Here is a 24,347-nt window from a genome sequence, read left to right on the forward strand (position 1 = left end):
GGTGATCCTCGTGTTGTCTGCGCGTATCGATCGAGTGACGCGGGGGAACTATGGAGATTAACCCGAGCCGGCGTGCGATAACAAGCTGCGATGCGGCATGGAAGATTGTTCAAAATCAACCACTTGGCGGCGGCTTGTGCATACTCGGGCGAATGGTCAGATGTCGAGATTGGCCACCTTCAGCGCGTTTGCCTCGATGAAGTCGCGACGCGGCTCGACAGCTTCGCCCATCAGCATCGAGAACATCTGGTCGGCGGCGATCGCGTCCTCGATGCCCACTTGCAGCATGCGTCGGGTTTCCGGGTTCACGGTGGTGTCCCACAACTGTTCGGGATTCATTTCACCCAGGCCCTTGAAGCGCTGGATGCTGCGACCCTTCTTGGCCTCGTCCAGCAGCCAGTTGCGCGCTTCCAGGAAGCTCAGCACGCCACGCGAGGCGTTGCCACGGCGAACCACGGCATCGGGCTGGATCATGCCGGCGATCTGCTGACTCATCGCCAGGATGGGCCGGAACTCGTTGCTGCTGAAGAACGGCTGCGGCAACAGCCAGGTGTGGGTCAACCCGTGCTGCTCCCTGACCACTTCGATCGCGGCCACCTGCTCGCTCTGGGCGGGGCGCAACGCCATGCGGTAGTGCGGTTTGCCCAGGCCACTGGCGGCCAGCCGCCCAGCGGCACCATCGAGCCACGCCTGCATGGCGGCTTCATCAGTCCACAGTTCGGCACGGATCGGGGCATGTTCGAGCAGCGCGTTGAACACCGCCGCATCGAAGCGGTGCGCCAATTTGGCGATCTGGTCCAGCGCGTGCTGATAACCGCGCAACAGCTTTTCCAGGGCCTCGCCGGTGATCGGAGGCGCTTCCGGGCTGTAGGTCAGCGAGGCGTTGTCGACTGCGCTGGAGATCAGGTAATCGTTCAGCGCCGCGTCGTCCTTGATGTACAGCTCCTGCTTGCCCTGCTTCACCTTGTACAGCGGCGGCAGGCCGATGTAGACATGGCCGCGCTCGATCAGCTCCGGCATCTGGCGGTAGAAGAAGGTCAGCAACAAGGTGCGGATGTGCGAGCCGTCGACGTCGGCGTCGGTCATCAGGATGATGCGGTGGTAACGCAGCTTGTCCGGGTTGTAGTCGTCCTTGCCGATGCCCGTGCCCAGCGCGGTGATCAGGGTGCCGACTTCGGCGGAGGACAGCATCTTGTCGAAGCGCGCCTTCTCGACGTTGAGGATCTTGCCCTTCAGTGGCAGCACGGCCTGGGTCTTGCGATTGCGGCCCTGTTTGGCGGAGCCGCCGGCGGAGTCACCCTCGACCAGGAACAGTTCGCACAGCGCCGGATCCTTTTCCTGGCAGTCGGCCAGCTTGCCGGGCAGGCCGGCGATGTCCAACGCACCCTTGCGGCGGGTCATCTCGCGCGCCTTGCGTGCAGCCTCGCGGGCACGCGCGGCATCGACCGCCTTGGAAGCGATCGCCTTGGCCTCGTTCGGGTGTTCCAGCAGGAACTCGCTCAACTTCTCGTTGACCGCCTGCTCCACAGCGGTCTTCACCTCGGAGGAAACCAGCTTGTCCTTGGTCTGCGAGGAAAACTTCGGATCGGGCACCTTCACCGACAGCACCGCGATCATGCCCTCACGCATGTCGTCGCCGGACAGCGCCACCTTGGCGTTCCTGGCCAGGCCTTCCTTCTCGATGTAGTTCTGCAGCGAGCGGGTCAGCGCGGCGCGGAAACCGGTGAGATGGGTGCCGCCATCACGCTGCGGAATGTTGTTGGTGAAGCAGAACATCGTCTCCTGGTAGGAATCGGTCCACTGCATCGCGAGGTCCACGACGATGCCGTCCTGCTCGGAGAGCAGGCTGATCACGTTGGGGTGCAGCGCGGTCTTCAGCTGCGCCAGGTGCTGCACGAACGAACGGATGCCGCCCTCGTACGCGAACGTGTCCGATCGCCCTTCCCCGCGTTCGTCCTTCAGCTCGATGGTCACGCCCGAGTTGAGGAAGGCCAGTTCGCGCAGGCGCTTGGCCAGAATCTCGTAGTGGAAATCGATGTTGTTGGTGAAGGTGGCCGGGCTGGGAAGAAAACGCACCACGGTACCGCGCCGGGTCGAAGGAGCGACTTCCTTCAACGAGTACAGCGGTTCACCGAGCGCGTACTCCTGCAGGTATTCGAAACCGTCGCGATAGATCGTCAGCCACAGGTGGTCGCTCAGCGCGTTCACCACCGAGACGCCCACGCCATGCAGGCCGCCCGAAACCTTGTACGAGTTCGCGTCGAACTTGCCGCCGGCGTGCAGCACGGTCATCACTACCTCGGCGGTGGAGCGACCTTCTTCCGGGTGGATGTCGACCGGAATGCCGCGGCCGTTGTCGCTGACGCTGACCGAGCCGTCTTCAAGGATGGTGACTACCACCTTGTCGCAATAACCCGCGAGCGCTTCGTCGATCGCATTGTCGACCACCTCGAACACCATGTGATGCAGGCCAGTACCGTCATCGGTGTCGCCGATGTACATGCCCGGGCGCTTGCGCACCGCCTCCAGGCCCTTGAGGACCTTGATGTTGCTTGAGTCGTAGTGCGATTCGTTCGTGGATTCGTTCATGCGGTGACCGTTTCCTGGCGCCAGCTACCCGCCCGACGCGGCGCCGTAAAGGCCGGACAGGGTTATGCAATCCATGGGGATGCAACCTTTCGATTATAGCAGGCGGGACAGCTCGCCTTGTTCCACGTGGAACACCCGGGCAGGTAGGTCCCGCATTGCCACCGGCAGCTCGGTACCGGTCAGCAGGATCTGGGCGCTGGCCCCCACCAACTGACCGATGACGGCGCGTTGATGGGCTTGGTCGAGTTCCGAAGCCAGGTCGTCCAGACAAACAATGGGCCAGTCGCCGTGATGCTCGGCGTAGAGTTCGGCTTGAGCGAGCATGCAGGCCAATGCGACCAGCTTGCCCTGGCCGCGCGACAGGTGCTCCCGCAGCGGAGCATGCTCGAACGCCAGCGTCCAGTCTGCGCGGTGGACTCCCATCGTGGTATGCCCACGAGTGACGTCCCTCTCCCTCTGGACGCGCAACTGCGAGGCCAGCTCCTGGTCTTCCGCCCACCCCCGGCGATAACGCAGCTCCAAGGCGCCCAGCTCACCCAGCAGTCCTTGCATGCTTCGCGCCAGCCTGGGTCGCAGGAGATCCAGGTACGCTTGCCGTTGCTGGTCGATCTGCTGCCCCGTCTGGGCCAGCTCGGCTTCCCAGGGCAGGAACAGTGCGTCAGCGGGCAGCGGGTAGCTGCGAAGCAGGCTGTTCCGTTGTTTCAGAGCCCGCTGATAACGGCGCCAGATCGACAGGAACTGATGTTCCACGTGGAACACGCCCCAGTCGAGGTAGCGGCGGCGTTCCTCGGCCCCCCCGGAGATAAGTGCGTGCGAACCGGGATCAAAACAGACCACGGCACACTCCCGGACAAGTTCACCCAACGGAGCGTTGAGTCCATCGATCCGCCCCTCCCAGCGGGACCCCGTCCGACCCAGTCCAAGCCGTGCGAGCCGACCATCGGCGTGGCGCAACTCGGCGAAGATGGAAAGCCCCGACGCCCCCCGCTGCAACAACGCTTCCCGGGCGCCGCTACGAAAGGAGCGGCCGTGGGACAACAGGAATACCGCTTCCAGCACGCTGGTCTTGCCGGCGCCATTGTCCCCCGCAAAAACGTTGATCCCGGGATCCAGTGCCAAGGTCGCTTCGCTGAAACAACGCAGGCCGGCAATGCGCAGCTGTTCGATCTTCATGTGCAGTCACGCCGCAAACAGCAACGCCGGAGTTCCTCACGGATACTCCGGCGCTTCGACGACCTGCCGCAGCGGCTGAAAACCATGCCTGGCCGTCAGAGCCGCAGCGGCATGATCACGTGACGGGCGTGCTCGTTGTCGTGTTCCTGCACCAGGCAGCTGGATTGCGCGTCACGCAGGCTCAAGCGGGCCTGGTCGCCACGCAACGCGGCCAGCGCATCCAGCAGGTATCCCACGTTGAAACCCACGGCCAGATCCGACACGTGTGTATCGGCCTCCACTTCCTCAACCGCCTCTTCCTGCTCGGGGTTGTGCGCAACGATGCGCAGCTTGCCCGGCGACAGTTCCAGGCGAACGCCGCGGTACTTCTCGTTCGAGAGAATGGCGGCACGCTGTAAGGCGCCGCGCAGCACTTCGCGATCCAGCGTGGCAGTCTTGTCCGCACCCAGCGGAATCACCGCCTCGTAGTCCGGGAAACGACCGTCGATCAGCTTGGAGGTGAATACCACCTCGCCGCGACGCACGCGCAGGTGATTGCGACCGAACTCCAGCTCGACCTCACCGTCGCCGGTTTCGAGCAGACCGACCAGTTCGTTGACACCCTTGCGCGGAATGATGATCTGCCGGCGCGTGCTCACCGAGCTCTGCAGCTCGGTCTCCTTCATGGCCAGTCGATGGCCATCGGTGGCCACGCAGCGCAGCGTGTGTTCCTGCAGGTCCAGCAGCATGCCGTTGAGGTAGTAGCGCACGTCCTGGTTCGCCATCGCGAACGCCGTGCGTTCCATCAGATCACGCAGGACTTCTTCCGGAAGGCTGACCTTCTCGACCAGTTCGATCTGGTCGACGGTGGGGAATTCGCTGGCCGGCAAGGTGGTCAGCGTGAAGCGGCTGCGTCCGGCATTCAACGCCACGCGGTCGCCGTTCAACTTCAGGTCGATGCGGGCGCCGTCCGGCAGGGCCCGGACGATGTCGAACAGCTTGCGTGCGGGAATCGTGATCTCGCCGTCGGCCAGCTTCTCCGCGTCTGCCGTGGCCACCATCTCGACTTCGAGGTCGGTGCCGGTAAGGGACAGCTTGCCGTCGCCGACCTTGACCAGAAGGTTGGCCAGGACTGGCAGGGTCTGCCGCCGTTCGACCACGCCGACAACCTGTTGCAGCGGCTTGAGCAGGGCTTCTCGTTGGATGCTGAATTGCATGGCTGTGCTTCCCCTATACCTGCTGTTCTATCTTTAAAAGAAGTTGGTAGTGGTTGTTGGTGCGGTGTATAACTTTTATATCTAAAAAAACACAGATAAATCAGAAAGTTGCCTTGTTTCTACCCTGTGCCCTGAGAGGCGGGTTGCCGGTGTGTGATTTGTGGATAAGTCTAGCGGCCAATCCATCCACCCATTATCCACAACCTGCGCGCCCGCTTATCCATAGCTTTCGCTGATTTCCGCCTCAACCGGTCAGTGTTCGAATCAGTTGTTCCCAGTCCTGCCGTATCCGCGGGTCCGTCTCGATGAACTTGCGGATCGTCTTGCACGCGTGCATGACCGTGGTGTGGTCGCGCCCACCGAAGGCCTCGCCGATCTCCGGCAGGCTGTGTTCGGTCAGTTCCTTGGACAGCGTCATCGCGATCTGGCGCGGGCGTGCCAGGGAGCGGACGCGGCGCTTGGACAGCAGATCCTGCAGCCGGACGTTGAAATACTCGGCGGTGATCTTCTGGATGTTCGGGATGGTGACTGCCTGCGCATGGGTGGCCAGCAGGTCGCGCAGGGTCTCCTCGGCAAAGTCGGTGGTGATCGGCTTGCCGTAGAAATTCGCCCGCGCCGCCAGCGTGTTCAACGCGCCTTCGAGGTCGCGCACGTTGGAACGAATGCGTTTGGCCAGCAGCATCGCCACGTTCTCGTCGACCGCCACGCCCTTCTCGTGCGCCTTGGCCAGCAGGATCGCCGCCCGGGTTTCGAAATCCGGCGGTTCGATCGCCACGCTCAAGCCCCAGCCCAGCCGCGATTTCAGCCGGGGCTCCAGCTTGTCCACTTCCTTCGGATAGCGGTCGCAGGTGAGGATGATCTGCTGCTTGGATTCGAACAAGGCGTTGAATGTATGGAAGAATTCCTCCTGCGTGGTGTCCTTGCCGGCGAAGAACTGGATGTCGTCGATCAGCAGGGCGTCGACCGAGCGGAAGCGCTGCTTGAACTGGTCCATGCTCTTGGCACGCAAGGCCTCGATCATCGACCCGACGAACTGCTCGGAACGCAGGTACAGCACCTTGCAGTCGGGATTGTGCTCGCGCATCAGGTTGCCGGCGGCGTGCATCAGGTGGGTCTTGCCCAGGCCGGTGCCGCCGTACAGCAACAGCGGGTTGTAGGCCCGCCCCGGGTTGGTCGCCACCTGCATCGCGGCGGCCTTGCCGAGCTGGTTCGACTTGCCTTCGACGAAGGTTTCGAAGGTGTAGTGGGGGTCCAGGTTGTGGAGATGCGGAGTCGCCGGCGCCGCCGCCGGGCGCGGAGCGGCTGCTGCCGGCGGCTTGCTGACCGGGGCCGGGCGGACCGAGCTGGAACCCACTTCCAGGCGCACGGCGCAGGGTTTGCCCGCAAGTTGCGCCAGCACGGTTTCGATCTGCTCCAGGTAGCGTCCGCGAACCGTTTCCAGGGTGTACGAATTGGGTGCGAACAGCTGCAGGCCATGGCCATCTTCGCGCGCCTGCAACGGCATCAGCCAGGTATGCAGGTCTTCGGCGCTCAGATCGCCCTCCAGGCGCTCAAGGCAGCGCCGCCACAGATCACTCATGAATGAAATCAACCACTGCTTTGAAGCGCTGCTGCGCGGGGTGATGGGCTAGTCTAACAGCTGCCTCCACAGGCAGACCGCACGGATATCCACATGGATGTCCACAGCTTGCGCCGGGCGGGCATTTGACAGCCGTGACAAATCCCCGCCATACTTTCCAACCTTTTTATCCATATTCCCTTCGGAGTAAGCCATGAAGCGGACCTTCCAGCCCAGCAAGCTCAAGCGCGCTCGCACCCACGGTTTCCGTGCCCGTATGGCCACCGCCGACGGTCGCAAAGTCATCAATGCCCGTCGCGCCAAGGGCCGCAAGCGCCTGATCCCGTAATCAGGCCTGGCGTGATGTCCAGCGCCGGGCTGCCGCGCGACGCGCGGTTACGTCGGCCGGGTGACTTCGCCGCCTTGCGGACAAGCAGCGGACGCGCAGGCGGCCGCTGTTTTCATATGCGTTTTCGCGAAAACGAGCTCGGCCATGCCCGTCTGGGCCTGGCGATCTCCAAGCGCGTTTCCAAGCGGGCGGTCGAGCGCAACCGGATCAAGCGGCTGTTGCGCGAGTCGTTCCGTCGCGTGCGCCACCAGCTTCCCGCGGTGGACATGATGGTGATGGCGCGCGAACAGGCCGCCGGTGTGCCGGGGCCGCAGTTGCTCACCGAACTGGATGGACTGTGGAAAAAGCTGCTGGCCAGCCAGACCGCATCGTCCGAACCATTGAAGCGCGCCGGCGACACCACCACAATCGAGCGTTGACCTCCTTCTTACTGTCTCCGCGGCGTTGACAAGTGTCGTGGCGTTACCCGGATCTGCTACGCGATGAATCAAACGCGCACCTTCCTCTTGTTCGCCCTGGTCGCCGTGGCCTACTTCCTGTTCATGGCCTGGCAGAAGGACTACGCACCCAGGCCGCCGCAGAACACCGTGACGGCTACCGCGGCGCCGAACAGCGATGGCGGTGTGCCGGGTGCGATCCCCGGCTCGACCGCAGCCGCCTCCAACCCCGCCGTCGGCAACGTGGCCAATGCCACGGCGCCCGCCGCCGCACAGCTGATCACCGTGCAGACCGACGTGTTGAAGCTCAGCGTGGACAGCCGCGGAGGCAGCCTGGTGCACGCCGACCTGCTGGCCTATCCGAACGCGCCACGCACGCACAAGAACCCCAACCCGCCGCCGACGGTGCTGCTGTCCAGCGACGAGGCGCATTACTCGGTCGCCCAGAATGGCCTGGTCAGCAGCAGCGATGCCGCCCCGGCGGACCAGCCGAACCACCTGGCGCTGTTCCACAGCGACAAGACCTCCTACGTCCTGGCCGATGGCCAGGACGAGCTGAAGGTCGACCTCACCTGGCAGGACGCCGCGGGCCTCAAGGTCACCAAGACCTATACCTTCAAGCGCGGCAGCTACGTGATCGGCGTCAGCCAGCGCATCGACAACGGCGCCGCCACGCCGTGGCAGGGCAACGCCTACCAGCAGCTGCTGCGCGTCGAGCCGCCGAAGGCCAGCAACTGGCTGGCGAACTATTCCAATCCGGAACAGCGCAGCTTCCAGGGCGCGGCCTGGTTCACCGGCGAGAAGTTCGAAAAGCTGCCGTTCAAGGACTTCGCCGAACCCAAGGACCAGCTCAACGCGCAGATCAAGGGCGGCTGGGCGGCGATGCTGCGTCTGTACTTCGTCACCGCCTGGATTCCGCCGGCCGGCCAGACCGAGCACTACCTCACCGACACGATCAATCCGGACAGTGCCCATCCGCGCTTCCTGATCCGCACCGTGGGTCCGGCCATCAGCGTGGCGCCGGGCCAGACAGCCACCAGCGAATCGCGCCTGTACGTAGGTCCGAATCGCCAGGGCACGATGGACGCGATCGCGCCGGGTCTTGATCTCACCATCGACTACGGCATGTTCAAGATCATCGCCGTGCCGATGCACTGGGTGCTGTCGCAATTCCACGCGATCACCAAGAACTGGGGCGTGGCGATCATCTTGCTGGTGCTGCTGATCAAGGGCCTGAGCTGGAAGCTCACCGCCATCCAGTACCGCTCCAGCGCCCGCATGCGCAAGCTGCAGCCGCGTGTCCAGGCGCTCAAGGAGCGCTATGGCGACGACAAGCAGAAAATGCAGACGGCGATGATGGAGCTGTACAAGAAGGAGAAGGTCAACCCGATGGGCGGCTGCCTGCCGGTGCTGATCACCATGCCGGTGTTCTACGGCCTGTACTTCGTGCTCGAGTACAGCCTGGAACTGCATCATTCGCCGTTCCTGTGGATCCCCGACCTCAGCGCGCCCGATCCGTGGTACATCCTGCCGATCATCTACGCGATCGTGATGCTGGGCACGCAGGTGCTGAACCCGGTCGCCGCGGGCATGGACCCGACCCAGGCGAAAATGATGAAGGTGATGCCGCTGCTGTTCACCGTGATGTTCGCCTTCTTCCCCGCCGGCCTGTGCCTGTACTACGCGGTCAACGGCATCGTCGGCCTCGGCCAGCAGTGGTGGATCACCCATCACATCGATCGCGAGGAAGTGGCCAAGCCCAAGGCGGCCTGATCCCGCGCCGAACGGCAAGCCACAGCCGCGACCGGGCAACCGTCGCGGCTGTGTCGTTTCTGGAAAACCCGAAACGCCCTGTAAAGTCCCGCCCATGACCGCCGAAACCACCGACACCATCGCCGCCATCGCCAGCGCCTCCGGCACGGCCGGCGTCGGCGTGGTCCGGGTCTCCGGTCCCGCCGTCCCGAACATCGCGCAAGCCCTGCTCGGCCGCCCGCCGCAACCGCGCCACGCCCATTTCGCCGCGTTCCGCGACGGTGCCGGCGCACTGATCGACCGCGGCCTGCTGCTGCACTTCCCCGCCCCCGCCTCCTACACCGGCGAGCACGTGCTGGAACTGCAGGGCCACGGCAGCGCGGTGCTGCTCGACCTGCTGTTGCGCCGCGTCTGCGAACTCGGCGCACGGCTGGCCCGCCCCGGCGAATTCACCGAGCGCGCCTTCTTGAACGGCAAGCTCGACCTGGCTCAGGCCGAGGCCGTCGCCGACCTGATCGCCGCCCGCTCGCAAGCCGGCGCGCGTGCGGCGCTGCAGTCGATGGAAGGCGTGTTCTCGCGCAAGGTCGAGGCACTGCTGCAAGCGTTGATCACGCTGCGCGTGCACATCGAGGCGGCGATCGACTTCCCCGAAGAGGAAATCGACTTCCTCGCCGACCCGGCGATCACTGCGCAACTGGAAAGGTTGCGCACCGAACTGGCCGAACTGCTGCGCGAAGCGCAACGCGGCGTGCGCCTCAACGACGGCCTCCGGGTCGCCATCGTGGGCCGCCCCAACGCCGGCAAGTCCAGCCTGCTCAACGCGCTGGCCGGTGCCGACCGCGCCATCGTCACGCCGATCGCCGGCACCACCCGCGACGTGCTGCGCGAATCCCTGAGCCTCGACGGCATCGCGCTCGAACTGGCCGACACCGCCGGCCTGCGCGACACCGACGACGAAGTCGAACGCGAAGGCGTGCGCCGTGCCCACGGCGAACTGCAACGCGCCGACGTGGCCCTGCTGGTCACCGAGGCCGACCACGCCACCCCCGACCTCGCCTTCTTCGCCGCGCTGCCGGCCAGCGTCGAACGCCTCGTGCTGATCAACAAGATCGACCGCGACCAACTCGCCCCGCATGCCGAAACACGCGACGGTGTCGCGTGGTTGTGGGCCTCCGCCAAGACCGGCGAAGGCCTCGACCCCCTGCGCGAGCATCTCAAGTTGCTCGCCGGCGCCGGCAGCGGCGAAGGCGCCTTCAGCGCCAGGCGCCGCCACGTGCTCGCCCTGCAGCAAGTCGCCGTCCACCTCGACCAGACCGACCACGCGCTGAGCTCCACCCGCGCCGGTGAACTCGCCGCCGAGGAACTGCGCCACGCCCAGCACGCGCTGGGTGAAATCACCGGCGACTACAGCAGCGACGACCTGCTCGGCGCGATTTTCTCGAGCTTCTGCATCGGCAAGTAAGCAGGCCACGCCGCTCTTCAGAAACGCCTGACCTCGGCTATGCTTCGGCGGACATGGATGACGACCGAAGGGAACCGGCAGACACATGACCACCGCGTTGACTCGAGACCAGGTACTGGCCCTGGCACCGGACAGCGCCTCGGCAAAAGCGGCCGGCGGTTTGCTCGGCGACGGCCAGTGGCCGAGCCTGGGTGTCGACGGCGAGGCGTTGTGGGGCGAGTGCAAGGGCAGCGGCGCCAGGCCGTACCAGACCCAGGTCGATCTCTCCGCGCTGGTCACGCGTTGCTCCTGTCCCAGCCGCAAGTTTCCCTGCAAGCACGCGCTGGCCTTGCTGCTGATGCATGCGCAGGGCCAGCCGCGACTGGCCACGCCGAGCGAGCAGCCGGCCTGGGTCGGCGAATGGCTGGCCTCGCGTCGCGACAAGGCGGCGAAGAAGGAACAGGCCGCCGAGCAGCCGCCCGCCGATCCGCAGAAGGCCGCCGCCACCGCGGCAAAACGCGAGGCCGCGCGCTGGAAACGCATCGAGGACGGCAGCGCCGAATTGCAGCGCTGGATGGCCGACCAGTTTCGCCACGGCCTGGCCCGCTTCGGCGAGGCGCAGCGCAAGGACGGCGCCGCGATGGCGGCGCGGATGGTCGACGCCCAGGCCAGCGGCCTGGCCCAGCGGCTGGGTGAGGCACTGGATGCCCTCGCCGGCGGCCGCCACGAGGAAGCAATCGAGCGCTTCGGCCTGCTGCAGTTGCTGATCGACGGTGTCGCCCGCCGCGACACGCTGGCCCCGCCCCGACTGGCCGATCTGCGCAGCGCGCTGGGCTGGCCGCACGACAGGGACGAGGTACTGGCCGGCGGCGAGGCGATCACCGATCACTGGCTGGTGCTGGGCCAGCGGGTGCAAAGCGACGATGAGCGGCTCAGCGAGCGACGCATCTGGTTGCATGGCCACGACAGCGGTCGTCATGCCTTGTTGCTGGACTACGCCTATCAGGGCCGTGACTGGGAAGGCGCGTGGAGCAACGGCTGCAGCTATCCGGCCACCCTGCATTTCTACCCAGGCAGCGTGCCGTTGCGGGCGATCGCGGTAGAGCAGGGCAGCGGCGTGGCGCAAGCCTGGCCGACGATCGACGCGGACGAAGCGATCGATCAGGCCTCGCATGCGCTGGCCGGCAATCCGTGGCTGCCTGCCGTGCCGATGCTGCTGGCCGAGGCCACGCCGTTGCGGCAGGACGAGCAGTGGTGCCTGCATACCCGTGCCGGCACGTTTCCGCTGCGCACCGACCTGGCCAATGGCTGGTCGCTGCTCGCGTTCAGCGGCGGACATCCGATGCAGCTGATGGGCGAGTGGGATGGCCGGCGTCTGCGCGTGCTCGCTGCCCGCGCGTCGACGGGCGCGACGTGGGCGCTGGAGACGCGCGCATGAACGGCTGGTTGAAGGCTGCCCTGGTCGGCATCGAAGGCAGTGTGCCGATGCCTGCCGACGGGGAGATCGGCGCGTTGATGGCGACGGTCGCCGCCCAGGGCGATGATTCGGCGCAGGGTTTCTGCCGCGTCGCCGGCATCCTGGCGGCCTGCCGCCTCGCGGCGCTGAGCCTGCCGCCGCCGGTGGTCCCGCCGACCGCGGCCGCCGCCGATGCACAGGCGCTGGCGGACGATCATCCCGCCTGCGCCGCGCTGGCTTCAGCCTTCGCCGAAGGCCCGTTGCGCCTGCAGTACGAGGCCTGCCTCCGGCTGGCGGCGGCCAATGTGCACTTGCCCGCCGCGCTGCTGCCGGCCGCGCTGCAGGCTGGCCAGCGGCAGCAGATCCTGCGTGCGGCGCTGTTGCCACAGCTCGGCGCGCGCGGACAGTGGCTGGCCGCGTGCAATCCGGATTGGCGCTATGCCGCTTCGTCTGGCGAAAGCGCGCCAGACGCGAACGACGAGGAGCAGCAGTGGCAGCAAGGCAGCATCGAGCAGCGCGCGCAGTATTTCCGCGCCCTGCGCCGCCGTGATCCCGCGGCGGCGAACGCCTTGCTGCAGGCGCAACTGGGCGAACTGGCAGTGAAGGAGCGCGCGGCGCTGGTCGAGCTGCTGGCGATCGGCCTGCAGGCGGACGATGCTGCCCTGCTCGAAAGCCTGCTGAAGGATCGCAGCCGCGAGGTGCGCTACATCGCGGCCCGTCTGCTGGCCCTGCTGCCCGATGCGACCCACGCGCGACGCCTGCGCCTATGGACGGCTGCACTGGTCACATCCAGACGCGGCATGCTCGGCCGCAGCTGGCAGTGCGAAGCGCCCGCGGCGGTCGACCCGGACTGGGCCGGCGCCGCGATCGAGTCCACTCGGCCGCAGCACGAGACCTTGGGCGAACGTGCCTGGTGGCTGTACCAGCTGGTGCGGCAGGTGCCGCTGGCGTGGTGGTGCGAACACACCGGGATGCGCGCGGCGGAACTGCTGGCCTGGGGCGCCAGGTCGGATTGGGCCGAGGCGCTGCAGCGCGGCTGGCGCGAGCGCGTCGGCGCGGCGGACCCCGAATGGATCGAGGCGATGCTGGCCTCGAACGCGCCGATCTTCCGCCACGGCATGTCCGACCTGCTGGCGCTGCTGCCGATGGCGCAACGCGAGCGCCACTGGCCGCGGAGCCTCGCCGAGCTGCAAAAGGTCGGCCTGCTCGGACCGATCATCGGCGCGTGCGCCCCGGGTGAAACGCTGTCCGCCGGCTATTCCGCCGCGCTGCTGCCCAGCCTGCATGCCTTGCTGGAAGGCGATGCACTGCGCCAGGACTACGCCTTGCGCGCCGTGCTGCTCGAGCTGGCTACCCTGCTGCATCCCGACAGCCTGCCGGCGCTGCGCCTGCCGCCGCGTCGCGGCGACGAGACCCCGGCGCTGGCCGAATGCCTGACCGACTTCCAGCGCATCGTCGCGGTGCGCCGCGCGTTGCACGATTCCCTTGCCCGATCCACGCGTTCCACGGAGCTTCGATGAGCACTGCCGTCCTGCGTCAACATGCCGAGGTCCAATTCGCCGAAGAACTCGACCAGCTGAGGAAGGTCGACACGCGGCAGCGTCCCGGCAACTGGCTGATGTCGCCGTGGGCGGTGGTCACCTACCTGGTCGGCGGCCGGCTCGACAACGGCTTCGAGGTCAGCGCGAAGTACATCGGCAGCCGGCGGCTGATGGAGATCGCCGTGGCCACCCTGGCCACCGATCGCGCGCTGCTGTTGTTCGGCGTGCCGGGCACGGCCAAGTCGTGGGTGTCCGAGCACCTCGCCGCCGCGATCAGCGGCGATTCCACCCTGCTGGTGCAGGGCACCGCCGGCACCAGCGAGGAGCAGATCCGCTACGGCTGGAACTACGCGCAACTGCTGGCGAACGGCCCCAGCGAAGCCGCGCTGGTGCCCAGCCCGCTGATGCAGGCGATGAAGCTGGGCAAGATCGCGCGCATCGAGGAGCTCACCCGTATCCCGGCCGACGTGCAGGATGCATTGATCACCGTGCTGTCCGAGAAGACCTTGCCGATTCCCGAGCTGGCGTCGGAAGTGCAGGCCACCCGCGGTTTCAGCGTGATCGCCACGGCGAACAACCGCGACAAGGGTGTCAACGAACTGTCCAGCGCGCTGAAGCGCCGCTTCAACACGGTGATCCTGCCGGTGCCGGCCAGCGAGGAGGAAGAGGTGTCGATCGTGGTCAAGCGCGTGGCCGAACTCGGCCAGGCGCTGCAGCTGCCGGCCGAGCCACCGGCGTTGAAGGAAGTGACGCGGATCGTGCGGATCTTCCGCGAGCTGCGCAACGGCCAGACCGAGGACGGCAAGGCCAAGCTGAAATCGCCCAGCGCCACGCTGTCCACCGCCGAGGCGATCTCGGTGATCAACAACGGCATGGCGCTGGCCGGCCACTTCGGCGACGGCGTGCTGCGTCCGGCCGACATGGCCGCCGGCATGATCGGCGCGGTGGTGAAGGACCCGGTGCAGGACCAGGTGGTGTGGACCGAATACCTGGAAACCGTGGTGAAGGAACGCAGCGAATGGAAGGACCTGTACCGCGCCTTCCGCGAGCAGGCGTGAGCTCGCGATGACCGACGCGGTCACCCTGTTCGGCATCCGCCACCACGGCCCGGGCTGCGCCCGCAGCCTGCGCCGTGCGCTGGAAACGCTGCAGCCGGACTGCGTGTTGATCGAAGGCCCGGCCGGCAGCGAGCCGTTGCTGGCGCACCTGGCCGATGCCGACATGCAGCCGCCGGTGGCGCTGCTCTCGCACGCCGTCGACGATCCGCAGCTGGCGGTGTTCCATCCCTACGCCGAATTCTCGCCCGAGTGGCAGGCGCTGCAGTGGGCGACGCAGGCCGCGGTGCCGGTGCAGTTCATCGACGTGCCGGCCGGGATCAGCCTGGCCTGGCAGCAGCAGGCGCGCCGTGCGGAGGAAACGGCCGCCGACATCGACGAAGCGGCGTCCGATGAAGAAGCGGTCGTCGACGAAACCACGGCCAACCTGCCGCATGATCCGCTCGACTGGCTGGCCCATGCCGCCGGCTACGACGACGGCGAGAGCTGGTGGAACCACATGGTCGAGGAACGCGGCGACGGCGAAGGGCTGTTCGAGGCGATCGCCGCGGCGATGACCGAACTGCGCACGCACGCGCCGCAGCGTCTACGCGGCGACGAGGCGCAGGAAGCGATTCGCGAGGCGCACATGCGCAGCCTGCTGCGCGATGCGCGCAAGGCCGGCCACGCGCGCATCGCGGTGGTCTGCGGCGCGTGGCATGTGCCGGCGCTCGCCGCCAGCGTCACCGCGGCCGCCGACAAGGCCGTGCTCAAGGGCGTCGACAAGCTCAAGGCGCAGACCACCTGGGTGCCGTGGACGTATCGCCACCTGGCCCGCCGCAGCGGCTACGCCGCCGGCATCGCCGCGCCGGGCTGGTACGACCACCTGTGGCGCCAGCCCGCGAACGGCAGCCGCGCGATCGGCTGGTTCGCGCGGGTGGCGCGGCTGCTGCGCGAGCATGAGCTGGATTGCTCCAGCGCCCACCTGATCGAGGCCAGCCGGCTGGCCGATACCCTGGCCGCGCTGCGCGAGCGCCCGGCGCCCGGACTGGACGAACTCAACGAAGCCACCCGCAGCGTGATCTGCATGGGTGACGACGCGCCGATGCGGCTGATCGCCGAACGGCTGATGCTCGGCGACGCGCTCGGCAGCGTGCCGTCCGCCGTGCCCACCGTGCCTTTGCAGCGCGACCTGGAAGCCCAGCAGAAACGCTTGCGCCTGAAGCCCGAGGCGCTGAGCCGCGCGCTCGATCTGGATCTGCGCAACGACAACGACCGCCAGCGCAGCCAGCTGCTGCACCGGCTGGCCCTGCTCGGCATCGAGTGGGGGCGACTCGGCGCGGTCGGCCGTTCCAGCCGCGGCACCTTCCACGAGGTGTGGCAGCTGGCGTGGGAGCCGTCGTTCGCGGTCGAGCTGATCGTGGCCAGTCGCTACGGCCACACGCTCGCGCTGGCCGCCACGGCGCGCGCGCTGGAGCAGGCGCGCGCGGCGAACCGGCTGTCCGAGCTGGCCTCGCTGATCGATCGCGTGCTGCTGGCGAACCTGCCCGACGCGGTCGAGCAGGTCGCCGCCGAACTGCAGGCGCGCGCCGCCACCGATGCCGATCCGCTGGCTCTGCTCGGCGCCCTGCCCGCGCTGGCCAACGTGTATCGCTACGGCAATGTGCGCCAGACCGACGTGGCCCAGGTCGCGCAGCTGTTCGACAGCATGCTGTTGCGCGCCAGCCTCGGCCTGCCGCTGGCGCTGGCGGATCTGGACGACGAGCCGGCAGCGCAGGCGCGCGAGCAGATCCTCGCCGCCGATCGCGCCGTCGAGCTGCGCCAGGGCGAATCGCAGCAGCAGGCGTGGCAACACGCCCTGCACATCGTGGCCCACGCGGACAGCGGCACGCCGCTGCTGCGCGGCCTGTGCTCCCGCCTGCTGCTGGATGCCGCGGTGCTGCCGCTGGACGAGGTGCGCCGGCAGTTGTCGCAACAGCTGTCGCCCGGTGCCGAACCCTTGCCCGCCGCGCAATGGCTGGACGGTTTCCTCAACCGCAACGCCACCGTGCTGCTGCACAGCGACGCGTTGTGGGCCCTGATCGACGAATGGATCGCCGGCCTCGGCGAGGAGCATTTCGTGCGCGTGCTGCCGCTGGTGCGGCGCAGCTTCGCCGCGTTCGCGGCCGCCGACCGGCGCGACCTGGGCCTGCGCGTGCAGCGGCCGGTTGGCGCCTCGCGTGCCGCCGTCACCGAACTGACGTGGGACGAAAACCGCGCGCGGCGCGCCTTGCCGATGCTGCGCGAACTGCTGGGAGTGGCCGATGGCTGAGCACGACGACACCTTGCCTTCCACCAGCCGCGCCGAACGCTGGCGGCTGGTGCTGGGCAGCGACGCCGCCGACAGCTGCGGCACGCTCGACGGCGCGCTGGGCCAGATGGATGCGGCGCTGGCCGCGCTGTACGAACCCGACGGCAAGCACGGCCTGCAGCGGCGCGGCGGTCACGGCGGCTCCGCGCCGAACGTGGCGCGCTGGCTCGGCGACATCCGCAAATACTTTCCCGCCTCGGTGGTGCAGGTGATGCAGCGCGACGCGCTGGAGCGGCTGGACATGCGCCAGATGCTGCTGGAAAAGGAGATGCTCGAAAGCATCCAGCCCGACGTGCACATGGTGGCCAACCTGATCTCGCTGTCGCAGGTGATCCCCGCCGGCACGAAAGAAACCGCACGACTGGTGGTGCGCCAGGTGGTCGACGCGCTGCTGCGCAAGCTGGAGGAGCCGATGCGCTCGGCGGTCAGCGGCGCGCTCGACCGCGCCCGCCGCAACCGCCGCCCGCGGCATGCCGAGATCGACTGGCACCGCACCATCCGCGCCAACCTGCGGCACTGGCAGCCCAGCCATCGCACGATCATCCCGCAGACCCTGGTCGGTTTCGGCCGCAAGGCGCGCAAGCCGCAGCGCGAGGTGATCCTGTGCATCGACCAGAGCGGCTCGATGGCCGCCTCGGTGGTGTACTCCAGCATCTTCGGCGCCGTGCTCGCCTCGCTGCCGGCGGTGTCGACGCGGCTGGTGGTGTTCGACACCAGCGTGGTCGACATGAGCGAGCAGCTCGACGATCCGGTCGACCTGCTGTTCGGCGTGCAGCTCGGCGGCGGCACCGACATCCACCGCGCGGTGAGCTACAGCCAGTCGCTGATCCGCGAACCGCACAACGCGATCCTGGTGTTGATCTCCGATCTCTACGAAGGCGGCGTGGAAGAACGCCTGCTGGCCCGCGCCCGCGAACTGGTCGACGCCGGCGTGCAGTTCATCACCTTGCTCGCGCTGAGCGACGAAGGCCGCCCGTCCTACGACAAGGCCCTCGCCGCCAAACTCGCCGCCCTCGGCGTGCCCTCCTTCGCCTGCACTCCCGACGCCTTCCCCGGCCTGATGGCCGCCGCGATCCGCCGCGACGACATCGGCCAGTGGGCAGCGACCCAGGGACTGGTGTCCACGCGCGGGCAGGAATGAGCCCGAACGTTCCGCTCAGCTCGTCGCGAGCACGCGCAGTGCCGTGGCGACACGCCGTTGCGGACTGCCCTCCAGCAGGGTGAACGGCATGCCGCGCGTAGCCAGTTCCCTCAGGTATTCGTCGTGCTGTTGCCGCCGGAACGCTTCGCCCCGCCGCGTTCCGTCCTGCACGAAGGCGAAGTCGGGAGCGCACAGGAAGACGTGGTCGTAGTGGCGGGTGGCGAGGCGTTCGAGTTCGGGGTCGGCGCGGCCGAACAGGTCGCGGCTGTACAGCAGGGTGGTGAGCGGGCTGGTGTCGCAGAACAACCAGCGGCGGGCGCTGGCGGCGTGTTGGCGTTCGTGCGCGAGCTGGGTTTGAGCGATGTGCAGCAGGTCGTCGTAGACCAGGGCGCCACCCTGCTCCGCCCAGCGCTGGCGGCCGTATTCGGGAACCCAGGCGGTGTCGAGGCGTTCGGCCAGGGCTTGCGCCAGCGCGGTCTTGCCGCTGGACTCGCCGCCGAGCAGGCAGGCCCGTTGCACGAAGTCGGCGTAGACGGTGGTCGACAGGTGTTCGCGGTGCGCGTGCGGATCGCGGCGGAGCACGCTGCCGGAGATCGGGATGGCGTGGCGTTCGCGATCCACGCAGACGTGTCGGACCTCGGCGTGTCGCGGATCGCGTCGCTGGCGGAAATACGCGGTCAACGCGGCGGCGAACCCGTCGCCGTAGTCCTCGCTGGTGAGCACGGCATCGACGCTGCAGTCGAACACGCGATCGCACAGCCAGCCGACGAAGTCGCGGTGCGTGGCGTCCGCGTCGTCGTTGTGCGGCAGCGTGGCGGGGCCGGGCCAGGCGTGGCTGGCGGCGAGTGCGGTGAAGCGTTCGTCGTCGAGTACCAGCCGCCGCGCTTGCGGGAACCGTTCGGCCAGCCAGCGCTCGCGCGCTTCGGCGTCGCAGCGCTCGAACGCGGGTCGGGTATAGCTGATCAGCAGCACCTCGTCGCATTGCGCCAGCGCGGCGTCGATCACCAGTTCGTGGCCGCGATGCAGCGGGCAGAACTTGCCGACCACCAGGCCGCGACTATATCGCTCGCTCACGCCGCAGCCGCCGGTTCGGCCCCGCGCAGGTGCAGCCAGTGCCGCCACGACACCACCGCGTTGATCCAGTACACCGCGTACAGCACCGAGGTGAGGTACAGGCCGCGGCTGGCGTACAGCGGCACCGCGATGGAGTTGACCAGCAGCCAGAACGGCCAGCTCTGCACGTGGCGGCGCATCATCAGCAACTGCGCCACGATGCTGAAGGCCAGCACGGTGGAGTCGAGGAACGGCGCATAGGCGTCGGTGAAGCGATGCAGCAGCACGCCGTAGCCGAGCGCACCCAGCGTGCCGCAGAGGAGCTGCCACAACAGTTGGCGCGTCGGCAAATCCGTGACCGGCAGTGCCTCGCCATGGCTGCCATGCAGCCACTGCCACCAGCCCACCACACTGGTCACCACGAAGAACGCCTGCAGCACCGTATCGGCGTATAGACGGCTTTCCAGGAACACGAAGGCGAACAAGCTGCAGCCGATGATGCCGGTCCACCAGGTGTGCACGCTGTTGCGTCCGGCCAGCAGGATCGAGGCGCCGGTGATCAGGTTGGCGGCGATTTCCAGCAGGTTCACGTGCGGGCAGGGTCCGCGAGAAACGTCTCGAGCTCCCGCAGCCGCGGCATGCCGCCCTGCGCGCCCAGCTTCGTCACCGACAGCGCGGCGGCGGCGCAGGCCTTGCGCACGGCGGTGGGCAGGCCTTCATGCAGGAATACCGCCAGCGCCGCGTTGAAGGTGTCGCCCGCGCCGGTGCTGTCGACCACGTCGACCGTGAAGCCGGCCTGGTGCAGCGGTTCGCCCTGCTCGCGATACCACGCGCCTTCGCCGCCGCGGGTGAGCACGACCGGGCATGGGGCGCGTTGCATCAGCGCCTTGAAGTCTTCGCCGGGATCGGCGCCGAGCAGGATCGCCAGCTCGTGCTGGTTCGGCGTGACGTAGCGAACCAGCTTCAGCCAGTCGACGGGCAGCTGCTGCGCGGGCGCGGGGTTGAGGATCACCGGCACGCCGAGACGCTGGCCCAGGCGCACGGTGGTCTCGACGGTTTCCAGCGGGATCTCCATCTGCACCAGCACGGCGTCGGCGCGTTCGATCAGCGAACGGGCGGCGTCGACCTGGGCGGGCATGACGCGGCTGTTGGCGGCGGGCACCACGATGATCTGGTTTTCGCCCTCGGCGACGGTGATCGAGGCGGTGCCGCTGGCGCTGTCGTCGAAACGGGCGACATGGGTGAGGTCGAGGTGTTCGGCGGCGAGGCCCGCGTGCAGCTGGTCGCCGAAGGCGTCACGGCCGAGCGCGCCGACCAGGGCCACTTCCGCGCCCAGTCGTGCGGCGGCCACCGCCTGATTGGCGCCCTTGCCGCCGGGCACGGTGAGGAAACGTTCGCCCAGGATGGTTTCGCCCGGGCCGACGAAGCGCGGCGCCTGGGTGACCAGATCCATGTTGATGCTGCCGACGACGACGATGCGTGTCATGGCTCAAACCCCTTGCGCAGGTTCCACGATTGAAGGGGGAGAGCTTAGCTGCTGCGGGCGGTGGAGGCGGGCTTGGGCGGGGGCGGAGAGCGACCCCTCCCCAGCCCTCCCCTGCGTTGCAGGGGAGGGAGCTCAAGGCTCAGGGGGACGGGACGCGACCGATGCCGGTGTCGCCGCCGGGCAGCAGGTCGGGGGCGGGGCCGGCCACGGCCAGCAGGGATTGCGCGTAGGCGTCCTCGATGCTGACGGTGGAGACTTCGTCCCAGCTGAAGAACGAGGGCTCGCGCATCCACTCCGCGTCGGGGCTCAGTTCCTGCATGTTGAAGCCGTCTTCCTCGACGTCGACCAGGCGGCCGATGTAGCAGACTTCGGATTCATCCTCGCTGTCGACATGCACGCCGATCACCGGTGCCTGGGCGCCGGCGGCCTGGATCACTTCGCGGATGTTGTCCAGCGGGAAGCCGCGCGGCGGGTGCGGCTGGATGTGCTTCAGGGCCAGTGCCTTGGCGAAGAACACGTGGTGCTTGTCCGGCGCCTCCAGTTCGGAGATGTCGCGGTGGCGCATCACGTACATGCCGTCGTAGGTGATGCCGTCGCCGACCACCCACAGCAGGAAGAACTCGCGCCCGACGCCACCCACGTAACCGCAGAAGCTGCCGTGCTCCAGCCCCTCGCGCCACAACCGGACCAGGGTCTGGTTCTGTTGCGCCTCGCGCAACTGGGCGCGCTGGCCGGTGCCTTTCAATTCGATAACGTTATTCACGGCGTCCATTTTAGCAGAGCCGCCTGAGCGGCTTGTTAGTACCCCAAAGCTAGAGGATGTAGCGGCTGAGGTCTTCGTCCAGGACCAGGCTTCCGAGGTTTTTGTCTACATGTTCGGCGTCGATCAGGTACTTTTCGCCGGATTTGTCCGCCGCCTCGAAGGAAATCTTCTCCAGCAGCCGCTCCATCACGGTGTGCAGCCGGCGCGCACCGATGTTCTCGGTGCGTTCGTTCACCTGGAAGGCCACCTCGGCCAGCCGGTCGATGCCGGCATCGGAGAACTCGATGCCCACCCCCTCGGTGCCCAGCAGGGCCACGTACTGCTTGGTCAGCGCGTTGTGCGGTTCGCGCAGGATGCGCTTGAAGTCGTCCACGGAAAGCGCGGACAGCTCGACCCGGATCGGCAACCGGCCCTGCAGCTCGGGGATCAGGTCGGACGGCTTGGCCAGCGAGAACGCGCCGGAGGCGATGAACAGCATGTGGTCGGTCTTGATCGGGCCGTACTTGGTCGACACGGTGGAGCCTTCCACCAGCGGCAGCAGGTCGCGCTGCACGCCCTCGCGGCTGACCCCGGCGTGGCCGTGGTCGCTGCGCTGCGCCACCTTGTCGATCTCGTCGATGAAGACGATGCCGTTCTGCTCGGCGTTTTCCATCGCCTGGGCGCGGATCTCCTCGTCGTTGAGCAGCTTGCCGGCTTCCTCGTCGATCAGCAGCGGCCGGGCCAGCTTGATCGCCAGCTTGCGGCTCTGCGTCTTGGCGCCGCCGATGTTCTGGAACATCTGGCGCAGCTGCGCGCCCATCTCCTCCATGCCCGGCGGCGACATGATTTCCACGCCCACGTTCATGGCGAAATCCAGCTCGATTTCGCGCTCGTCCAGCGTGCCTTCGCGCAACTGCTTGCGCAGCTTCTGGCGGGTGTCGCTTTCGATGGCGGGCTCGGGCTTGGCGTCGTGGCTCCAGTCGCTCGGCTGGGACTGCCGGCGCGGCAGCAACGCGTCGAGGATGCGATCCTCGGCGCGGTCTTCGGCTTGCGAGCGCACGCGCTTGACCGCCTGCTCGCGGGTCAGCTTGTAGGCGCCGTCGGCCAGGTCACGGATGATCGATTCGACATCCTTGCCCACGTAACCCACTTCGGTGAACTTGGTTGCCTCCACTTTCACAAACGGAGCGTTGGCCAGCGTGGCCAGGCGTCGCGCGATCTCGGTCTTGCCCACGCCGGTGGGGCCGATCATCAGGATGTTCTTGGGGGTGATCTCGTTGCGCATCTCGGCCGGCAACTGCATACGCCGCCAGCGGCTGCGCAGCGCCACCGCCACGGCGCGCTTGGCGTCATGCTGGCCAATGATGTAGCGGTCGAGTTCATTGACGATTTCGCGGGGAGTGAGTTCGGACATGGGCTTTACTCAAAGGAACGGGGAACAGGGAACGGGGAACAGGGGACAGCGGTCGGCGGTTTGCCGTTCCTCGTTCCCTGTTCCCCGTTCCCGCCTCAAAGCTCTTCGATACTGACGTTGTGGTTGGTATAGATGCAGATGTCGCCGGCGATCTTCAGCGCCTTCTCGACGATGGTGCGGGCATCCAGTTCGGTGTTTTCCAGCAGGGCCATCGCCGCGGACTGGGCGAATGGGCCACCCGAGCCGATCGCGATCAGGCCGTGTTCGGGTTCGACCACGTCGCCGTTGCCGGAGATCAGCAGCGAGGTTTCCCTGTCGGCCACCGCGAGCATCGCCTCGAGCTTGCCGAAGCGGCGGTCGGTGCGCCATTCCTTGGCCATCTCCACCGCGGCGCGGGTGAGGTTGTTGTTGTGCTTTTCCAGTTTCTGTTCGAACAGCTCGAACAGGGTGAACGCATCGGCCGTCGCGCCGGCGAAACCGGCCACCACCTCGCCGGCTTTGCCGAGCCGGCGCACCTTGCGCGCGTTGCCCTTCATCACCGTGTTGCCAAGGGTGACCTGGCCATCGCTGCCGATCACGACGCGGCCGTCGCGGCGCACGCAGACGATGGTAGTGGCGTGAAACGATTCCATGGGTGCTCCGCAAGAGGATGTCTGAGCGGATGAGATGGGGCCATGGCCGGGATGCTTCAATGTCGGTGGTCAAGCTCCCTCCCCTGCATGCAGGGGAGGGAGCACAGCTTACGGTTTGCGTTTGGCTCGTGGATGCGCGGCGTCGTAGACCCTGGCCAGATGCTGGAAATCCAGATGGGTGTAGATCTGGGTGGTGGCGATGTCGGCGTGGCCGAGCAGTTCCTGCACGGCGCGCAGGTCGCCGGAGGATTCCAGCATGTGGCTGGCGAAGGTGTGACGCAGCAGGTGCGGATGGATGTGTTTCGGGATGCCCTGTTGCAGCGCCAGCTTGTTCATGCGCAGCTGGATCGTGCGGGGATTGATCGGCGCGCCGCCGCGGCCGCGGAACACCGGGCCGTCGGCCGGCATGCCCTGCTCCGCACCGAGCGCGCGCAGCGCCGTCACGGCGTGACGGCCGACCGGCACGATGCGGGTCTTGCCGCCCTTGCCCAGCACGCGCACCTCGCCATCGTCGAGGTTGAGGTCGAGCCAGCGCAGGCCGACCAGTTCGGACAGGCGCAGGCCGCTGGAATAGAACAGTTCCAGCATCGCGCGGTCGCGCACGGCGAGCTGGCCGCCGCTGTCGGTTTCGACCAGGGCGGTGGCCTCGTCGACGTCGAGCACCTGGGGCAGCTTGCGGCGCACCTTGGGGCCGCGCACGCCGAGCAGCGGATCGTTCGCCAGCTGGCCTTCGCGGGTGAGCTGGCGAAACAGGCTGCGGCAGGACGACAGCAGGCGTTGCAGGCTCTTCGGTGCCAGCCCGTCGCGATGCTCGCCGGCGATGAAGGTGCGCATCCGGTTCGCGTCCAGCGCATCGAACGACGCCATCCGTTGCTCCTGCATGAAGCGCAGCAGCTTGGCCAGGTCGCGCCGGTAGCCGGCGATCGTGTGCGGCGAAGCGTGGCGTTCTTCGGCGAGGCGGCCGAGCCAGCGTTCGACCTGTTGTTCGGGCGTCATCGCCGGC

At 67.4% G+C, this 24,347-nt stretch carries 20 protein-coding genes; 9 read left to right on the forward strand and 11 right to left on the reverse strand.

Translation table 11 applies throughout. The annotated features are described in order from the left end of the window. Positions 1–156: 156 nt before the first annotated feature. The 4 genes from gyrB to dnaA form a co-directional block, all read right to left on the reverse strand. Positions 157–2,589: a DNA topoisomerase (ATP-hydrolyzing) subunit B gene (gene gyrB, locus UU7_RS15205; protein ID WP_007809821.1), complete on the reverse strand. Its 2,433-nt coding sequence runs from the start codon at positions 2,587–2,589 to the stop codon at positions 157–159. 93 nt (positions 2,590–2,682) lie between these two features. Next, the gene (gene recF / locus UU7_RS15210) at positions 2,683–3,762 is read right to left on the reverse strand and encodes a DNA replication/repair protein RecF (protein ID WP_007809823.1); all 1,080 of its coding nucleotides are present in this window, start codon (positions 3,760–3,762) and stop codon (positions 2,683–2,685) included. A 95-nt stretch (positions 3,763–3,857) separates the two neighbouring features. After that, the gene (gene dnaN, locus UU7_RS15215) at positions 3,858–4,958 is read right to left on the reverse strand and encodes a DNA polymerase III subunit beta (protein WP_007809824.1); all 1,101 of its coding nucleotides are present in this window, start codon (positions 4,956–4,958) and stop codon (positions 3,858–3,860) included. A 244-nt stretch (positions 4,959–5,202) separates the two neighbouring features. Then, positions 5,203–6,537, reverse strand: coding sequence for a chromosomal replication initiator protein DnaA (gene dnaA / locus UU7_RS15220; RefSeq protein WP_007809826.1), 1,335 nt, complete (start codon positions 6,535–6,537; stop codon positions 5,203–5,205). A gap of 193 nt (positions 6,538–6,730) precedes the next feature. On the opposite strand from dnaA, the gene rpmH reads away from it, so the two are divergent. The 9 genes from rpmH to UU7_RS15265 all read left to right on the forward strand — a co-directional run bounded on the left by rpmH (position 6,731) and on the right by UU7_RS15265 (position 18,017). Then, complete coding sequence (gene rpmH / locus UU7_RS15225; RefSeq protein WP_007809828.1) at positions 6,731–6,865, forward strand: 50S ribosomal protein L34; 135 nt, start codon at positions 6,731–6,733, stop codon at positions 6,863–6,865. Between the two features lie 14 nt (positions 6,866–6,879). Further along, entirely contained in the window at positions 6,880–7,284 is a 405-nt protein-coding gene (rnpA, locus tag UU7_RS15230) for a ribonuclease P protein component (RefSeq protein WP_083846010.1), read from the forward strand. Between the two features lie 63 nt (positions 7,285–7,347). Then, positions 7,348–9,075, forward strand: a complete 1,728-nt coding sequence (yidC, locus tag UU7_RS15235) for a membrane protein insertase YidC (RefSeq protein ID WP_007809832.1) — start codon at positions 7,348–7,350, stop codon at positions 9,073–9,075. Positions 9,076–9,169: 94 nt separating this feature from the next. Then, positions 9,170–10,516 carry a tRNA uridine-5-carboxymethylaminomethyl(34) synthesis GTPase MnmE gene (gene mnmE / locus UU7_RS15240; protein ID WP_007809834.1) on the forward strand — a complete coding sequence of 449 codons (1,347 nt, stop codon included), beginning with the start codon at positions 9,170–9,172 and terminating at the stop codon, positions 10,514–10,516. Positions 10,517–10,601: 85 nt separating this feature from the next. Further along, a complete protein-coding gene (locus UU7_RS15245; RefSeq protein WP_007809837.1) occupies positions 10,602–11,933 on the forward strand; it encodes an SWIM zinc finger family protein in 1,332 nt (443 codons plus the stop codon). Then, entirely contained in the window at positions 11,930–13,471 is a 1,542-nt protein-coding gene (locus UU7_RS17475; RefSeq protein ID WP_007809839.1) for a DUF5691 domain-containing protein, read from the forward strand. Before UU7_RS15245 ends, UU7_RS17475 begins: the two co-directional genes overlap by 4 nt. Beyond that, entirely contained in the window at positions 13,468–14,550 is a 1,083-nt protein-coding gene (locus tag UU7_RS15255; RefSeq protein ID WP_007809840.1) for an ATP-binding protein, read from the forward strand. The genes UU7_RS17475 and UU7_RS15255 overlap by 4 nt, the downstream gene beginning before the upstream one ends. Positions 14,551–14,557: 7 nt before the next feature. Next, on the forward strand, positions 14,558–16,837 hold the full coding sequence (locus tag UU7_RS15260; RefSeq protein ID WP_007809841.1) for a DUF5682 family protein: 2,280 nt from the start codon (positions 14,558–14,560) through the stop codon (positions 16,835–16,837). Then, the gene (locus UU7_RS15265; RefSeq protein WP_007809842.1) at positions 16,830–18,017 is read left to right on the forward strand and encodes a VWA domain-containing protein; all 1,188 of its coding nucleotides are present in this window, start codon (positions 16,830–16,832) and stop codon (positions 18,015–18,017) included. The genes UU7_RS15260 and UU7_RS15265 overlap by 8 nt, the downstream gene beginning before the upstream one ends. 15 nt (positions 18,018–18,032) lie before the next feature. Here UU7_RS15265 and UU7_RS15270 read toward each other — a convergent pair whose 3' ends face one another. The 7 genes from UU7_RS15270 to xerC all read right to left on the reverse strand — a co-directional run bounded on the left by UU7_RS15270 (position 18,033) and on the right by xerC (position 24,340). Beyond that, complete coding sequence (locus UU7_RS15270) at positions 18,033–19,091, reverse strand: AAA family ATPase (protein ID WP_040673577.1); 1,059 nt, start codon at positions 19,089–19,091, stop codon at positions 18,033–18,035. Next, complete coding sequence (gene pnuC, locus UU7_RS15275) at positions 19,088–19,660, reverse strand: nicotinamide riboside transporter PnuC (protein ID WP_007809844.1); 573 nt, start codon at positions 19,658–19,660, stop codon at positions 19,088–19,090. Before pnuC ends, UU7_RS15270 begins: the two co-directional genes overlap by 4 nt. Further along, positions 19,657–20,556, reverse strand: a complete 900-nt coding sequence (gene rbsK / locus UU7_RS15280) for a ribokinase (protein ID WP_007809845.1) — start codon at positions 20,554–20,556, stop codon at positions 19,657–19,659. Before rbsK ends, pnuC begins: the two co-directional genes overlap by 4 nt. A gap of 139 nt (positions 20,557–20,695) precedes the next feature. Then, positions 20,696–21,328, reverse strand: coding sequence for a hypothetical protein (locus UU7_RS15285; RefSeq protein WP_007809846.1), 633 nt, complete (start codon positions 21,326–21,328; stop codon positions 20,696–20,698). Between the two features lie 40 nt (positions 21,329–21,368). Then, entirely contained in the window at positions 21,369–22,712 is a 1,344-nt protein-coding gene (gene hslU, locus UU7_RS15290) for an ATP-dependent protease ATPase subunit HslU (RefSeq protein ID WP_007809847.1), read from the reverse strand. A gap of 95 nt (positions 22,713–22,807) precedes the next feature. Beyond that, positions 22,808–23,344 (reverse strand): ATP-dependent protease subunit HslV, encoded by a 537-nt coding sequence (hslV, locus tag UU7_RS15295; RefSeq protein WP_007809848.1) that lies wholly within the window; start codon positions 23,342–23,344, stop codon positions 22,808–22,810. A gap of 108 nt (positions 23,345–23,452) precedes the next feature. After that, on the reverse strand, positions 23,453–24,340 hold the full coding sequence (xerC, locus tag UU7_RS15300; RefSeq protein ID WP_007809849.1) for a tyrosine recombinase XerC: 888 nt from the start codon (positions 24,338–24,340) through the stop codon (positions 23,453–23,455). Positions 24,341–24,347: the final 7 nt, after the last annotated feature.

The sequence above is a fragment of the Rhodanobacter spathiphylli B39 genome (assembly GCF_000264295.1).
Taxonomy (GTDB): domain Bacteria; phylum Pseudomonadota; class Gammaproteobacteria; order Xanthomonadales; family Rhodanobacteraceae; genus Rhodanobacter; species Rhodanobacter spathiphylli.

Bases quoted from the DNA above. Each gene is read 5' to 3' on its own strand.
- rnpA (WP_083846010.1), top strand. From the start codon at position 6,880: ATGTCCAGCGCCGGGCTGCCGCGCGACGCGCGGTTACGTCGGCCGGGT.
- yidC (WP_007809832.1), top strand. From the start codon at position 7,348: ATGAATCAAACGCGCACCTTCCTCTTGTTCGCCCTGGTCGCCGTGGCC.
- dnaN (WP_007809824.1), bottom strand. From the start codon at position 4,958: ATGCAATTCAGCATCCAACGAGAAGCCCTGCTCAAGCCGCTGCAACAG.
- mnmE (WP_007809834.1), top strand. From the start codon at position 9,170: ATGACCGCCGAAACCACCGACACCATCGCCGCCATCGCCAGCGCCTCC.
- UU7_RS15265 (WP_007809842.1), top strand. From the start codon at position 16,830: ATGGCTGAGCACGACGACACCTTGCCTTCCACCAGCCGCGCCGAACGC.
- UU7_RS15285 (WP_007809846.1), bottom strand. From the start codon at position 21,328: ATGGACGCCGTGAATAACGTTATCGAATTGAAAGGCACCGGCCAGCGC.
- rpmH (WP_007809828.1), top strand. From the start codon at position 6,731: ATGAAGCGGACCTTCCAGCCCAGCAAGCTCAAGCGCGCTCGCACCCAC.
- recF (WP_007809823.1), bottom strand. From the start codon at position 3,762: ATGAAGATCGAACAGCTGCGCATTGCCGGCCTGCGTTGTTTCAGCGAA.
- UU7_RS17475 (WP_007809839.1), top strand. From the start codon at position 11,930: ATGAACGGCTGGTTGAAGGCTGCCCTGGTCGGCATCGAAGGCAGTGTG.
- UU7_RS15245 (WP_007809837.1), top strand. From the start codon at position 10,602: ATGACCACCGCGTTGACTCGAGACCAGGTACTGGCCCTGGCACCGGAC.
- xerC (WP_007809849.1), bottom strand. From the start codon at position 24,340: ATGACGCCCGAACAACAGGTCGAACGCTGGCTCGGCCGCCTCGCCGAA.
- hslV (WP_007809848.1), bottom strand. From the start codon at position 23,344: ATGGAATCGTTTCACGCCACTACCATCGTCTGCGTGCGCCGCGACGGC.
- UU7_RS15260 (WP_007809841.1), top strand. From the start codon at position 14,558: ATGACCGACGCGGTCACCCTGTTCGGCATCCGCCACCACGGCCCGGGC.
- gyrB (WP_007809821.1), bottom strand. From the start codon at position 2,589: ATGAACGAATCCACGAACGAATCGCACTACGACTCAAGCAACATCAAG.
- rbsK (WP_007809845.1), bottom strand. From the start codon at position 20,556: ATGACACGCATCGTCGTCGTCGGCAGCATCAACATGGATCTGGTCACC.
- dnaA (WP_007809826.1), bottom strand. From the start codon at position 6,537: ATGAGTGATCTGTGGCGGCGCTGCCTTGAGCGCCTGGAGGGCGATCTG.
- UU7_RS15255 (WP_007809840.1), top strand. From the start codon at position 13,468: ATGAGCACTGCCGTCCTGCGTCAACATGCCGAGGTCCAATTCGCCGAA.
- hslU (WP_007809847.1), bottom strand. From the start codon at position 22,712: ATGTCCGAACTCACTCCCCGCGAAATCGTCAATGAACTCGACCGCTAC.